This window comes from Amphritea japonica ATCC BAA-1530 (genome assembly GCF_016592435.1).
Taxonomy (GTDB): Bacteria; Pseudomonadota; Gammaproteobacteria; order Pseudomonadales; family Balneatricaceae; genus Amphritea; species Amphritea japonica.
In genome coordinates this window covers 368,479-382,625 of record NZ_AP014545.1, presented here as the reverse complement: position 1 = coordinate 382,625, position 14,147 = coordinate 368,479, and the positions used below count along the sequence as shown (strand labels likewise).

Sequence of the window (14,147 nt, the reverse complement as noted above, 5' to 3'; positions counted from 1 at the left end):
TCTGGTGCTGGCGGGCCTTACATTCTCATTCTCTCTAAGCATAAAAATAAAATCTGGAGACTCAAAAATGACTGAACTAACACAGAATCCTATCGCTGGATCTGCTGCTGGCGATAACACCAAGAAAGATCATCCGCTGTGGTCTTCCCGTATGGCCTTTATCCTGGCGGCCAGTGGCTCTGCCGTCGGCCTGGGCAATATCTGGAAGTTTCCCTATATCACCGGTGAAAACGGTGGCGGGGCTTTTGTACTGGTGTATCTGCTGTGTATCGCGCTGATCGGTATCCCGATCATGATTGCCGAAGTAATGATCGGCCGCCGGGGCGGTTCCAGCCCGATCAACAGTATGCGTCAACTTGCTCAGCGTGATGGTTTGTCCAAACGCTGGATCTGGATTGGTGGTATGGGAATGCTTGCTTCTTTCCTGATCCTGTCCTTCTACTCCGTCATCGGTGGCTGGGCGCTGTCTTATGTGGGTAACTCCGCAGGTGGCTTATTCGTCGGCAGCGATACCGAAACGATCGGCGCGATGTTTGGCAACCTCCTTGCTGATCCGTACACCCTGCTACTCTGGCACTCTGTATTTATGGTGCTGGTGATTATGATTGTCGCCCGAGGCCTCAGCTCCGGTATGGAAAAGGCGATCAATATCCTGATGCCGGTCCTGTTTGCCCTGCTGTTGGTAATGGTTGGCTACGCCATGAGTACCGACAACTTTGCCGACGGTTTCAAGTTCCTGTTTCAGCCTGATTTCTCCAAGCTGACCACCGAAGGTGTTCTCACCGCGCTGGGCCACGCTTTCTTTACCCTGAGCCTGGGTATGGGCGTCATGATGGCTTATGGTTCCTACCTGCCGAAGAACGTTTCTATCGTTAAAACCGCTGTGACCGTTTCAGTCGTCGATACGGTGGTTGCACTATTAGCCGGTCTGGCGATCTTCCCACTGGTATTCGCCAACGGTTTAGAAGCCGGCGCGGGCCCGGGTCTTATCTTCCAAACCCTGCCACTGGCTTTCGGACAGATGTCTGGCGGTGTGCTATTCGGCACCCTGTTCTTCATACTGCTGGTGGTCGCAGCAGTGACCTCGGCTATCTCCTTGCTGGAGCCAGTGGTCGAGTGGTTTGAAGAACAGAAAGGGATTAGCCGCCTGACCGGCACCCTGATCGCAGGCTTCTGTGTCTGGGGCCTGGGTATTCTGACGGTTCTGTCGCTTAACCTCTGGTCTGATGTACACCCGCTGAGCATGTTTGAACGTTTCGCAGGTAAAACATTCTTTGACCTGTTCGACTACTTCACGGCCAACCTGATAATGCCACTGGGCGGTCTGCTGATCTCACTATTTGTCGGTTGGTTTATGTCAAAACAGGCAGGCGAGAACGAACTGTCAATCGGGAACAAGCTGGCGTACAAGGCATTTATGTTTGTACTGCGCTTTATCACACCCGCTGCGGTGATGGTGGTATTTATCTACAACCTAGCTTAAGCCAAAAAGCACGGCGCTATCCAGGAAAAGGCTTATCGCACTCTCTAAAGAGTCGGTAAGCCTTTTTTCGTGTTTGAACTAGCTATAGGGGTATCCTCAGGGTTTATTTTATGTTGAAAAGATAACGACTAATGCTTGCCCTTAACTTGATAAAAGCGAGCGCCTTGAGAAATAATCTTATTTCTCTCTGAGACTCTGATCTACTGTATCTAAAATACCCAAGAACTTTTCATTCTGTATTAACGGAAGCAAACTGTAGTGAACATCTAACCCCTTAAGAGGTCGCAACGCAACAGTCGGCTCATCTGCTAAATATAAAGCATGCATACTATCCTGAGGGTGGTTTTCAGCATAATACAATTCAATTTTTCCTGAGTAGTTTGTCTTTCTTATAACACCCTTAATATCAAGTGCATCAGCCTCCAAACGCTTAAAACGTCTAGTAACAACCTGTCCACGACCATCATTGGCCAGGAAACCTTCAGTTATATTAGTTGGAGCAGAAAACCCAAGAATTTTTTCAGCTCCCAGTTCTACCCCATAGCGCAACGCACCATATCCTCCTGCGGAGGTTCCAAATGTGATCAAATGCGTGGCCTTAAGCTCTTTCAACAAAGCCCTTAAGTAACTTAGAGTATCTTCAAAACTCTCCGCCACCGAACGAATACCCTCGTTATATAAAATGCGATTACTATCTTGAAGATAAATAGCAGTCCACCCTTTTGCAGCAAAAAAACGATCTAACGCTTTTGCGGGCAGCATTGCTTTATCAGCTAACCCTGTAAACACAATTACCACCGGTGAATGGTTCTCAGTACAAGCGACATTCACGTCCTCACTATAAGACTCAAACTTAACTGGTCGTTTCAGCTGCTTATCATCTGGGGTTAAATCGAACCAGTCCTGCAATAAAGGAGCTTCTGAATTCTCGAAATTCTGTAGTAAAGCAGGAACAGGCCCTCCAAGTTCAATAAGTAGTTCTTTTGCAAAAAGCCTGACTCTCAATGAGTCCTCTTGTGTAACAGACTGAGCCCACTCAATAGCTCTTCTGACAACCTTGATATGATCATCTGCTTTGAAACTTCCAAGAACCCACCTAGCTCTTCGAAACAATTTATGACTGTCCCAGTTTCTCTCTAAGCCTTTTAATAACAGTGATTTAGCTTTTTCACGATGACCCATCATTCGATAAAACCGCAAGGCTTGTAAATTCACTTCAGGATTGTCGGGGGAGATCTTTAGCCAAAGCAGTAACGCATCCTCTTCACCCGGCGCAAATTTAGCAACTTCAAATGCGCGCTTACGAACAATTACATTATCCGGATACGTTTCACATAATTGATCAATTGTTTGCTTTGCAGACTCATAGTCATCAAGTCGTAAAAAAAGCTCCACCAGCCTAATAATCCGTTGAATATTAGTAATATATTCTTCTTTTATACTCTCTGATAGCAGGTTTTTCGCTAGCAGGATATCTCCTGCGCCAGATGCAACACGGGACTCTAAATCTAAAGACGCCCCCTTCTGCAAGCCTTTTTCTTTCGCCGAATTAATATAATTAGTCGCAACTTCAAACTGACTTCCATAAATAGCCAGCTTAGCCAGTTCAACATCTATTATCGCCCTACCGGGAAACTTCTCTTTTAGGCTTTTATAATAGAGTTCACCAGCAGCATCCCCATCAGCCTTTGTACGTATTCGTCCGCCCAACAGCTTCAATTGAAAGTTTTCCGGATATAACTCAGAAGCTTCATCTAATACTAACTGCGCCTCAGCTAAATCAGTTAATTGTATAAGCTGCTTAATCTCTTGAATGTATTCAGTAACGGTAGCGTCTTTCAATTTCATTCCTACACTTCCTGATAGCCAACACCTGTTCATGCTTATGACACTCTAGTTGAATCCTATGACAGCGAGACTTTTATTGATATAGCACATATATATAATGATATTTTCACAAATTTATTAGTATGCTGAACCTATAAATTCCCAGGGATTTCTTTTTATCATGTCATCTGCTTTGCGAAAAATAATACGAGAAAATGAGCGATACCGTTTAGCTTATGAGCGAGCCAGAGACTCCAGAAACCGCGTCACATCCGTGTATGATGTTTCCACACGATGCAACATGCTTTGTGAAGGCTGCCTTTTTTTTGATCGCGATGGAAAACATGCTGGCAATGGTTCCAAAACAGACCTAACAGCTTTCGAGCAACTCTTTGCATCAGAAAAAAACGAGGGGTAAATTACCCGTTATTCGGCGGAGCGGAGCCATCCTTAGAGCCTGAAATTCTTGAATTAGCTGCACGCTACTGGAAAAACGGTATGGTGCATACCAACGGCCTACGAAAAATAAACCCCGAACTTCCCTTCCGCTTATTTGTCTCCATCTGGGGCGGCCAAGAGCTATCACAGAAGTGGCGTGGTGTAGACAGCTATGCGAAAGCACTACAAGCTGCCAGTGACGATCCCCGAGCTATTATCAATTACACAGTAAACGCCCAAAATATAGAAGATATTCATACCGTAGTGCGCGATTGCGCAGAACTCGGACTCACGATAACTTTCCAGGTTTACAGCCCTACTAGTGATTACAACTCTTATCTCTCTGAAGGTTTAAGCACAAACCATAAATTTATTCGTTCAGATAACCCAGAGGGCAATCTGGTAATGACTCACTCTGATGACAAACGTGCTGCAGATGTTATTTGCGAAGCCATTGATGAGTACCCAGATACCGTCATATTCACAAAAGCTCTCACCCGCTGGACTTTTAATCGACCAGGAGTTTTTTTCGATACCGTTATTAGCGATAACGGCCCAACCGAGTGCCTGGCTGCAAACGATCCAAACCACCGTCATATAGAGTACAGTGGTCAGCAGGAAACAAAAAAACATGTGGCCATGGCGCAATAGAATGCCGCACCTGCCGGGTTTATACCGCCATATATCCTGGCTTTCTAAGAAGCAATATGAAACAAATCCAAACCCGTTCCGGAGCTATCGACTTTCTGGAAACACATGAGGTCTTTGATACTCTCTATGAGGGACATAACAGAACAGGCTGATACTCTGCTTCCCGCTTCTTATCCAACAGGGCTATGAGCATGCCGAACTCGCCTCAACGACTACAAAAGGAATAAAACTAAAACTGGAAGCGGTTCTTAAAATCTACCGAGCTGTCTCCTTTTCAGCTGTTGTAGTTATAGTCACTCTACTCTCTTTCTAAACTCTCATGGCCGCTTAAAGCGTTATTCACTTCTATTGATCAGGTAGTATGCAATTGCATTCAGATCCTGCTGTTGCAGATAGGAAGTTCCTTCACGAACCACCTCCGCCATACTACCACCGAAGACATCACCATCGGCTTTAACCCCGGTTTTCAGCGCATAGCCCAGATCAGCTTCACTCCATCCGGCTTCCGCTAACGCCTTCGCCGTGATCGGGGGCACTTTACTTTCTTCCGCCAGCGCTGATGCTCCACCTGTGTAGAAGGTTTCGTCATCCAGCGCACCTAACAGATTTCTCGGGCTGTGGCAGGCCGCGCAGTGGGCGGCACTTTCAGCCAGAAACTTACCCCGGTTATAGCGCCCATCTTTACCGGAATCTGCCGTAAAGGACTGTTCTTCAAAAAACAGCGTCTGCCAGAGAAACACACCCCGGCGCAGATTAAAGGGGAAACCCAGTTGATGTTCAGGGCTATCCTGAGCGACCGGAGGAACTGTCTGAAACGCAGCCCAGAGATCAGCGATATCCTGATCACTAAGACTGGCATAAAACTCATAGGGAAATGCCGGATAATAAGGTTCACCCGATGGAGAGAGACCATGGCGCAGCGCTGTAGCAAACTGTTCAAGGCTCCAATCACCAATACCACTATCCTTATCGGTGGTCAGGTTAGGCGGAGAGAAGGAGCCAAACTCTGTTTCCAGTGGTGCTCCTCCCGCCAGCGGCGCGCCGCCCCCTTTAGTATCGGTATGACAGGCTATACAGCCGCTGGCTCTGGCCAGATAAGCGCCTCGGGATACATCGCCCTGCCCGGCATTTAGCTGCAGTTCAGGATTATTAGCCAGTAATGGCAGGCTAAACCAGCCCGCAGCACCCAGAATCAATGCCCATAGTAAAAGCACCCCACTTTTTTTCATCAGACTGCTCAGTCCTCTATCCGGTAACGCTCATGGCATGAAGAACAGTTATCAGCAACCATCTGAAATACCCTGCTGGAAGGCATCTGCGCTAAGGTATCCGGGTCATCCGTCATAGGTTTAGTGCTTCCCATCATGCTGCCTGAGCTAGCCATCATTCCACCAGAGCCCATCATTGACTGATTAATATTAACTGCCGTTTCTTTATTCTCAGCTGCACGGAACAGGCCGTCCGCCAGTTTAACCTGACGATCTGACAATAATTTAAAACGCTGCCACTCGTCCCAGATCAAAGGTTTGGCTTCTGAATGTCCAGACAGACTCCCTTCAGGAAACAGTTTTGTCATTGCATCCCCTGAATGGGTTTTAATCGTCTCAGCAGCCTTGCGTATGGTATCGGCGCTATAGTCTGTCTCACCTTTAAAGATGGCACTCACCGCTTTGACGGAGTCTTTCATATCTTCCATCAGATCCATGCGCTCTTTGACGACCCCGGTTGCGCCCCCATGGGCAATTACCTGCTGCGTAGTCATTACCGTCAACGCGACCAGACAGGTTGATATAAGGACTTTCTTCATCGGGACAAAACCTCTTTAGAAATCATTAAACACCAAGATATACGGAGTCTGCTTAAATCACTCAATCTAACACAACCCAAGACAGGCATCAGATAAGACTAAGCATAAAGGTTCCTGCCGGGGGAATGTCAATCATCCCCCTGGATCGTCCTCAACACCTCTGCCAACAGGGCGATGCCCTCATCAACCCTCTCTTCCGTCAGTGTCAGAGCAGGCATAAATCGCAAAGAATCATCCCGTGGGGCATTCAACAACAAGCCAGCCTCTCTGGCATGCTCAACAATGCTCGGAGCCGAAAACTGTCCAGTATTGATGGCTAACAACAAACCTTCACCCCGGATAGCCCCAAGCTCAAATTCTTCAGTGAGGAGTTCCAGTTGCTTACAGAAGTAACGACTGACCCGATGAACCTGATTAAGAAAGCCTTCTGCCAGCACTTCCTGAACCACTGCCGCGGATACCGCACACATCAGTGGATTACCGTTATAAGTACCTCCCTGATCGCCGTGATCAAAGCAGCTAACCGCTTTACCGATCATCATTGCCGCAATCGGTACACCACCGCCTAAACCCTTGCCCAGTGTCATAATATGCGGCTCTGCCTGAAACTGCTGATATGCAAACAGATTTCCTGTCCGGCCAATGCCGGTTTGTACTTCATCTGCGATCAGCAGCAGATTATGCTTCCTACACAGAGTGTTCAGCCCGGCAACAAACGCAAGGTCTGCCGGAATTACTCCCGCTTCGCCCTGAATCAGCTCCAGCATAATAGCGACTGTCTGATCATCAATTGCCGCTTCAGTCGCCGTTAGATCGTTATAGGCCACCTTAGTAAAACCGCTCACCTTTGGTTCAAACAGCGGCGCAAAAGTCTTTTTACCCGTCGCCGACATAGTCGCCAGGGTTCTGCCATGAAAACTGTGATCGAAGGTAATCACCTTAAACGCGCCCTGTTTATTCTTCTGGCCCCATTTACGCGCCAGCTTGATCGCGCCTTCATTCGCTTCTGCACCGCTGTTGGTAAAGAAAACCTCATCAAACTTTGAGTTTTCACACAGCAATTCAGCCAGCTCCAGCATAGGCTGGTTATAGAAGGCAGGACCAGGGTTAATCAGTAGTGCGGCTTGGTGCATCAGCGTTTTCTGCATTACCTGCGGACTATGCCCCAAAGTATTCACCGCCCACCCCTGTATCCAATCGAGATAACGTTTGTCGTTCTGATCATAGAGATAATCCCCTTCCCCCCGCACAAAGCAGATTTCAGGCCGTTTGGTGATGGGTATCAGATAATTTTGCTTAGCTAACAGGCTATTTTCAGATATAGATTTCATCGATATATTCCTTAAAACTATTTATTTCAGGCACAAAAAAAGCCGCAGGGGTTACCTGCGGCTTTCTGAGTATTTAATTCGCTTAGACAGTCATCGTCGTCGAGATACAACACCCAAACAGGCACAGGTATTCGATACACGACGTCGCAATGTATTGATAAGGTCTGCAGCTGATAGCTGAGTATTGTTAAGTGATTTCATGATGAAGAGAGTATTGCGCCAATCGTTTTGACGGTCAATAGCTCAGCCAAGATATTCTTTACGACAAAACGAAACTAATCCTTTTCCCCTTCTCACTATAGTTTTAATACTCATTTTATCGTATTAATTTTATATTTCTTCACTGAGAAGAGGACACAAATAAAATTCAAACGCTTGATTCAAACTCATTCTTTTAATAGTGTTACTGACAGGAAAGACGAACAAGTTATTATATTCATAACCTTTAGCCTCTCCCCATTTAACCTCCAAATTAAGACACCGGATCGTCTGACTGCTACCTATATCAACTGAATGATTCAGAGCAAGTTCTTACCCTTAACCAGGGACGAACCTGTCAGATGTACTTATGCCGGTATTATCAAAGGACTGATTGATGAGCAACTCACTAAAAGCAACTATTCTCTGCTGTGGTATCACTCTGCTGGTTTCAGGTTGCGGTGGAGGCGGCGGTGGTAGCAGCGCGGTCGTTAAAAGATCTTTCACAAGCTTTAGCGCTATTCCAGCAAATACACTAGTTGATATTGAAGGTCAGTCTGTGGAGTCTAGCTATACCGCTAATTCTGCATCTGTGACTGGTATTTCAGACTTAGGCACTGACTCAACCGCCAAATCATCACTCACTTATGATACAAGTGGCAATATCTCAAAACTGTCAATAATCACAGACAATGGTACGATTAGCTGGGATTCAGCCACTGATACATTTGATTTCTCATCACCTGTTCTTCAAGTTCTCTCAGCAGACACTAGCAACTATGGCGTTGCCATTGATGCAGAGGACATGGGGTGGAATTATCAAACACTTGGATCATGGGTTTCAGGCATAGGAGCAGTAACCAGCTCTGGCCGTATTGGCGCCATATCCGTAGGTTCCCGTACCGATGGCAGCGCTGTGCCCACAACCGGAACAGCAACATTTACAGGCATGACAACGGGTATACATATTGATGCAGCAGGCACGGCATTTTTCGTTGCCGGTGCGACGTCAATTGGAGCTGATTTTACTACCCGAAGCCTCAGTTTTACTACCTCAAACAACAATACAGTTAACCTGGATGATGCAACCACAGGCATTAATGCGGACCTTAATCTAACCGGCACTCTGACCTATGTTGCGGGATCCAATAACTTTTCAGGTGCCGTGACCGGAGCCGGCATTAATGGTACAGCTGATGGCCACTTTTACGGTCCATCCGCAGAAGAAGCTGGCGGTACGTTCTCCCTGACAGGTACTGGCGTTGAAAGCTATATCGGCGCTTTTGGTGCTAAACGATAAATTGACTTTCAAGCAATTAATCTGCCTGGTTTTTTCCACATCTGCCTCATTGTTTAGCTATGCGGATGCAGACAATAAAACAGGCAGTAATGATAGACCTGCAGAGATTGAAGTTGTTCACATAGAACGTAAGCTTCAATCTTTGTTTACTATGGGAGGCATCGCTCTGCAACAGAGGAATTTTCCTTTGGCTGTAGCTATCTTTAGAGAATTTCTAAAAAAAGAGTCCAGCCCTCGTGTGCAACTGGAACTTGCAAGAGCACTCTTTCTGATGGGAGAGTTCTCACAGGCTAAACAAGAATTTAACGCGGTACTCCTCTCAGGTGGTCTTCCCTGGCCAGTGAAGCAAAAAATATATCTGTATTTACGCGAAATCGATAAGGCGCTGGGGTTTGTAGACTTTTCTCTGGCCTTGGTCAGCGACAACAATCCAACCAACTTTACCTCAAAAGAAGAGGTCACTATTCTCGGGCATAAGCTGACGGTAGCTCCCCCCCCTGAAAAGCGAGTTTCTCAAGGATTAAACTACAAACTAATGGCCGGAGCCCCTCTCACTGATAATTTTCTTACTCAGGCTTACGTCGCGCTCTCCGTCCGAGACTTCGAACAAAACACTCTGGATAGCTATACCTTAGATACCGGGATACGTTATATCCCTGAAAATCATCGGAATATTCAATATACCCTGGGAATGGAAAACAGTTGGGATACAGAATCCCTAAAATATGATTATTCCTATGCGGGGATAAAATACAGCCCCAGAATCACTGATCAGTTCAACCAAATTATTGAATACTCTATCGGTCAGTTAGATATAGAGAACGCAGATCATCTGGATGCTCTGCAACATTCCGTTGCAGCCAATATAATAGTTCCTATCGGTCGGAATTCGCGAGCCCTGGGAGGCTTGACCGTCACCGATTCCAGAGCCCGAGAGAACCCTTACTCATATATTTCTACTACATTTTCTGCCGCAGTTGAGGTCCCTATCAATTCATGGAGTATTGATTTTGGAGGCAAGTTAGCATGGGCAGACTATAAAGGCTCTGATCCTTTTTTCGGTATAACACGGCAGGATAACAAGAGCACCTGGCATATAAACCTTTTTAACCGGGAGACAGACTGGCAGGGATTAACACCAATTATAGGCATTTCATATGAGCAGGTAGAATCTTCTATAGATTACTACACCTACGACAAAATCGTCTTCACCGTTGAACTACGCTCTTTTAAGTAAAGCTTATTCCATTCACTAAGTTATTTAGCGTCGGAACCAGAACATTGTTTTTCTGAAACAAATAAGACATACCCTAGACGATGCTCGCCACTGTCGGCATAACGATAGGGGGCTGTAATATAGCGATAGGGCTTACTCTGTGCATCAATTCCCAAACGCTTAAGGTAATTAACCTGCGGCAACGGCATATTATCATGCCGGGTAGCTTTCCAGACCACCAGACACTGCCCACTTCCCATACTCGGGTCAGCTATAAAAAATTCAGTATTCGGGCTCAGAATTCTGGCACCATCAAAGTATAAACTAAGATTGGCGGCGGTCAGATTACTGTCCCCAATGATAGTCCCCTGTGTAAAGCCCTCTTGTTTCAACTGTTGCGCAAGCTCGGCAGAGGGATACTGCATGCGGTTAGCATTACGTTTAACATAAGGAGCAAGCCAGAACTGAGCAAAACGCAGAACCACCACTATCACTATAAAAAAGACAATCACCGAGCGAAGTATTGTCTCTCGTCGCACTGGAGAGCCAACGGTCTCAACCCTGCTGAGCATATAGAGAGGAAAGAAAATCAGTAGCGGCTGAAACCAACGACTCTGAAACTGAGTCGTACCAAACAGTAGGATCAGGGCTATACAGATTAGCCCCCCTGCAATCAGAAACCGCGCAATCAGCACCCGGTGTACGCATTCATTCTCGACAGACAACGGTTTATAGGCTGAAGGAAAAATAAGTGTCAGTACCAGCCAGACCAAAATTAGAAATTCGGCGGCATTCTTTGCCAGACTAGAAAAACCAGCGAGCACTCCGTTTAGGTAACTGGCCTCACTGCCCTCTCCCACCTGGCCACCAATAAAAGCTTTAATCTCGTCGAGATGACCAACAGCCCACAGCAGATGTGGTAAAAAAAGCAGGATAACGATGCTGATAGAAATCAGTATGCGTCGATTCAAAATCAAACCACGATATTCTCTGACGGACAACGCAGATAACAGCAAGCTGGCGGCAAACAGGCCGAAACTATATTTCGCCAGCATACCGCAAGCCAACAAAATACCCAGCGCAATATAGCCGCTAAGGGCACGCGTCTGATAGATTCTGAACACAGTATAAAAAGTAGCGGACGCAATCGCAGTAACCAGTACCGTATGGGTCAGATCCCGGACGGACTCCCAGGCGACGCTGGGGATCAGGCATAAGGAAAAGCTCGCCAGTAGCGCCATGCGCTGATTAGGAATAACCTGCCGGGCGATCAGCCAGGTAAATAGATATATAGAGAACAGCAGGAGTGACTTTAACACTGCCAGCGCAAAGACACCGGTTCCCAGCAGCTGGAAAAACAGCCACTGAATCCAGGTATATAGTGGTGGTTGAGTGTTATACCCTAACTCAAGTTGCTGCCCCAGAATGACCTGCTCAGCTTCATCCAACTCCAGCGTCCCACCCATTCCCAGACGGATAAACAGGTGTAGCAGTATGTACCCTGCCAGTAGCCAGAGAAAATTGAGTGGTGCAGGCGTTGATTTAGCTGATAGGGACACGAGTGACCTTAAGTCCATCCGATTGTTATGTTGTATGTTATCACCGACAGCGAGAAAACCGAAAACTGATCACTGCTTTTCAGGCATCCGGATCGACCTTGCCATTGCCCGAACTGTTGATTCGATACCAACCTGCAATACTGTAACGATCAGCATTAGCAGGCAGCACTTCATGGGGGAACTCTTCACTTAAAAAAACCACTAAAGTGCCGAATTCAGGTGTTACTTTCAGCAAAGGTATTTTACCCTCTTCCGGATATATCAGCAGCTCCCCCCCATCCTCAGCGGGCCAATCCGAATTAAGATAGGTTACGACCGTCAGCACACGGTTTTGCTGTCCTCTAAAAGCATCCAGATGCACTTTGTAAAAGTCACCTGGCTGGTAATGAGCGTAATGGCTCTCGAACGAGAACAGCCCCAGAAACAGCCGTCGATTCAGCGCCCGTTTGAGCCCATCAGCCCATTCAAGCCAGGCATGGCCGGCCGTCGTAGAGTTGTCGATCCAACAGATCTCATCGCGACGTATCGCTTCGGTTTTTATATGGGCATCCTGACGGCCTATACCTGCCCGACTAAAGCGTTCAACAGGTAAGCTTTTAACTTCGTCAGCCAGCGCAGTGCAAAGTTCAACAGGCAGCGCATTACTTAGTACAGAATAACCCTGCCGATATACCTCTTCTGCTATCCGATCAAAAATCTCACTGTCTGACATCCGGGTAACTCCACTTATCAGCGTCTTTAATGAAGTCCGCATTTGACAAAAAAACTGCTAAAGGGGCAATCCTTTTTTGCTGCCAGACTGATCTGAACACGCATAAAATCACAGCTATAAAAAAGGGCCGCAACAGCGACCCTCTTTTAAACAACTTATTTTCAGCTGCGGCGGTCTGAAGGACTACCACGTCGCTCACGACCAGAGAAACTGGGAGCAACATCAGTGCTTCGAACATAACCCACAACACAACGTTCCGGGTCTATCACTTCACTCAGTACTTCACGCCATTTGTCTGAATTAAGCACAACATGAGAAGAATCACTGAATTCCAGCCAGCCATTCTCAACCATTGCCTTTACTTTACGACGAACAGTCTCATATGGAATGCCAGTAGCAATACTGATGGAATGGTTATTACAGGAAAAACCAGCAACGGCTTGCTGTTCTTCAGCCCCTTCTCGTTGGCGCAATGCCCACAGAGAGATTACGTTAAAAATAATGGCCGATTTGATGTCGCCATCAAACACACGATAACAACGTATCAGAAAATCAGTTGAAAAAGACACGAAGCCAAGCTTTTGCGCCAATTCATCGTCGTCGTAACTGGCTCGCAGGCTAGTTGGCATACCCCCTCCTAATATTGAAGTTTTGCTCTGATATGAACCAGCCTTTAATGCGGTATTATTTTTATCCATTATCCCCCCCGGTTTCATTTCCTGCGTGCCAATCCTTGCCATCGACGCAGAGCCCTATTCAAACAGATATCTCAGTTTGAGTAATAAATACAACATATACCATTCCCCCCCCTTACGACAACAAAAACCCTAAAAATCTTAGGCAATTAAGTGGTCGCAACACTTTTGTAACAATATCCTGAGATTATCTACCCGCTAATGTAGAGAATAGGTTTAAAACAATGAAGACGAATGACATTGAACATCAAATAGAACAATTTATGCGTGACGGCCATACTACTGATCAGATTGGTAATATCATCGGCCTGCCCGCTGAACAGGTTAAGGCACTCTGCAGCGACCTCAATAAACAACGAGACCTGCAGAAAACGAAAGCCACAAATCAACACAGCCAGGCTATTTACGCGATGAGTTTACATGCCTGAATGAACGCTTTGTCTTACATCATATATTGCCGATTCAGATTCAATTCAGGCCTATTGTGGTATTTACACTAAGTACCCGTTACGAATACACTTCAGTGACCAAATTCCGGGGCCGGTAATACGGCAACTTTCTACGGATACTAATAAAGGTGAAGGCAATATGAAAAAGACTATGATTCTGGCAGTAACTGCCATGTTAATGACTCCAGTTGCAGCAATGGCTGAACGCGATGGCGCAACTGTTTACAACACTAAGTGTATGGCATGCCATATGACTGGCGCAGCCGGCGCTCCGATTGTGGGCAAAGCTGACCAGTGGGGTCCACGTGCTGCTATGGGTATTGATGCACTTACAGCATCTGCAATAAAAGGTGTTAACGCTATGCCACCTAAAGGCACTTGCATGGATTGTACTGATGGTGAGCTGAAAGCTGCTATCCAGCACATGCTAGATAACTCTAAGTAATAGAGTTCTCAGATAAAAAAACCCAGCTGTTGCTGG

The 14,147-nt window shown here is 46.4% G+C and carries 13 protein-coding genes; 6 read left to right on the top strand and 7 right to left on the bottom strand.

Annotation, left to right across the window (positions count from 1 at the left end; genetic code table 11):
- The first annotated feature begins 67 nt into the window (after positions 1-67).
- A complete protein-coding gene (locus AMJAP_RS01800) occupies positions 68-1,483 on the top strand; it encodes a sodium-dependent transporter (protein WP_019620883.1) in 1,416 nt (471 codons plus the stop codon).
- A gap of 177 nt (positions 1,484-1,660) precedes the next feature.
- On the opposite strand, the gene AMJAP_RS01795 is transcribed toward AMJAP_RS01800, so the two are convergent.
- A complete protein-coding gene (locus tag AMJAP_RS01795) occupies positions 1,661-3,331 on the bottom strand; it encodes a tetratricopeptide repeat protein (protein WP_019620884.1) in 1,671 nt (556 codons plus the stop codon).
- A gap of 477 nt (positions 3,332-3,808) precedes the next feature.
- Here AMJAP_RS01795 and AMJAP_RS01790 point away from each other — a divergent pair, with 477 nt between their 5' ends.
- Positions 3,809-4,399: a hypothetical protein gene (locus AMJAP_RS01790; protein WP_201356400.1), complete on the top strand. Its 591-nt coding sequence runs from the start codon at positions 3,809-3,811 to the stop codon at positions 4,397-4,399.
- 335 nt (positions 4,400-4,734) lie between these two features.
- Here AMJAP_RS01790 and AMJAP_RS01785 read toward each other — a convergent pair whose 3' ends face one another.
- From AMJAP_RS01785 to AMJAP_RS01775, 3 genes are all read right to left on the bottom strand, one after another.
- Positions 4,735-5,628, bottom strand: coding sequence for a c-type cytochrome (locus AMJAP_RS01785; RefSeq protein ID WP_019620886.1), 894 nt, complete (start codon positions 5,626-5,628; stop codon positions 4,735-4,737).
- 8 nt (positions 5,629-5,636) lie between these two features.
- The gene (locus tag AMJAP_RS01780; RefSeq protein ID WP_019620887.1) at positions 5,637-6,206 is read right to left on the bottom strand and encodes a c-type cytochrome; all 570 of its coding nucleotides are present in this window, start codon (positions 6,204-6,206) and stop codon (positions 5,637-5,639) included.
- Positions 6,207-6,334: 128 nt separating this feature from the next.
- A complete protein-coding gene (locus AMJAP_RS01775) occupies positions 6,335-7,537 on the bottom strand; it encodes an acetylornithine transaminase (RefSeq protein ID WP_019620888.1) in 1,203 nt (400 codons plus the stop codon).
- A 595-nt stretch (positions 7,538-8,132) separates the two neighbouring features.
- On the opposite strand from AMJAP_RS01775, the gene AMJAP_RS01770 reads away from it, so the two are divergent.
- The gene (locus tag AMJAP_RS01770; RefSeq protein ID WP_019620889.1) at positions 8,133-9,035 is read left to right on the top strand and encodes a transferrin-binding protein-like solute binding protein; all 903 of its coding nucleotides are present in this window, start codon (positions 8,133-8,135) and stop codon (positions 9,033-9,035) included.
- Complete coding sequence (locus AMJAP_RS01765; protein WP_019620890.1) at positions 8,998-10,272, top strand: porin family protein; 1,275 nt, start codon at positions 8,998-9,000, stop codon at positions 10,270-10,272. The genes AMJAP_RS01770 and AMJAP_RS01765 overlap by 38 nt, the downstream gene beginning before the upstream one ends.
- A gap of 20 nt (positions 10,273-10,292) precedes the next feature.
- On the opposite strand, the gene AMJAP_RS01760 is transcribed toward AMJAP_RS01765, so the two are convergent.
- The 3 genes from AMJAP_RS01760 to AMJAP_RS01750 form a co-directional block, all read right to left on the bottom strand.
- Entirely contained in the window at positions 10,293-11,810 is a 1,518-nt protein-coding gene (locus tag AMJAP_RS01760) for an ArnT family glycosyltransferase (RefSeq protein ID WP_019620891.1), read from the bottom strand.
- A 79-nt stretch (positions 11,811-11,889) separates the two neighbouring features.
- Positions 11,890-12,522: a 2OG-Fe(II) oxygenase gene (locus AMJAP_RS01755; protein WP_019620892.1), complete on the bottom strand. Its 633-nt coding sequence runs from the start codon at positions 12,520-12,522 to the stop codon at positions 11,890-11,892.
- 161 nt (positions 12,523-12,683) lie between these two features.
- The gene (locus tag AMJAP_RS01750) at positions 12,684-13,220 is read right to left on the bottom strand and encodes a hypothetical protein (RefSeq protein WP_019620893.1); all 537 of its coding nucleotides are present in this window, start codon (positions 13,218-13,220) and stop codon (positions 12,684-12,686) included.
- A 221-nt stretch (positions 13,221-13,441) separates the two neighbouring features.
- On the opposite strand from AMJAP_RS01750, the gene AMJAP_RS01745 reads away from it, so the two are divergent.
- The gene (locus AMJAP_RS01745; protein WP_019620894.1) at positions 13,442-13,645 is read left to right on the top strand and encodes a hypothetical protein; all 204 of its coding nucleotides are present in this window, start codon (positions 13,442-13,444) and stop codon (positions 13,643-13,645) included.
- Between the two features lie 160 nt (positions 13,646-13,805).
- Positions 13,806-14,111 (top strand): c-type cytochrome, encoded by a 306-nt coding sequence (locus tag AMJAP_RS01740; RefSeq protein WP_019620895.1) that lies wholly within the window; start codon positions 13,806-13,808, stop codon positions 14,109-14,111.
- Positions 14,112-14,147: the final 36 nt, after the last annotated feature.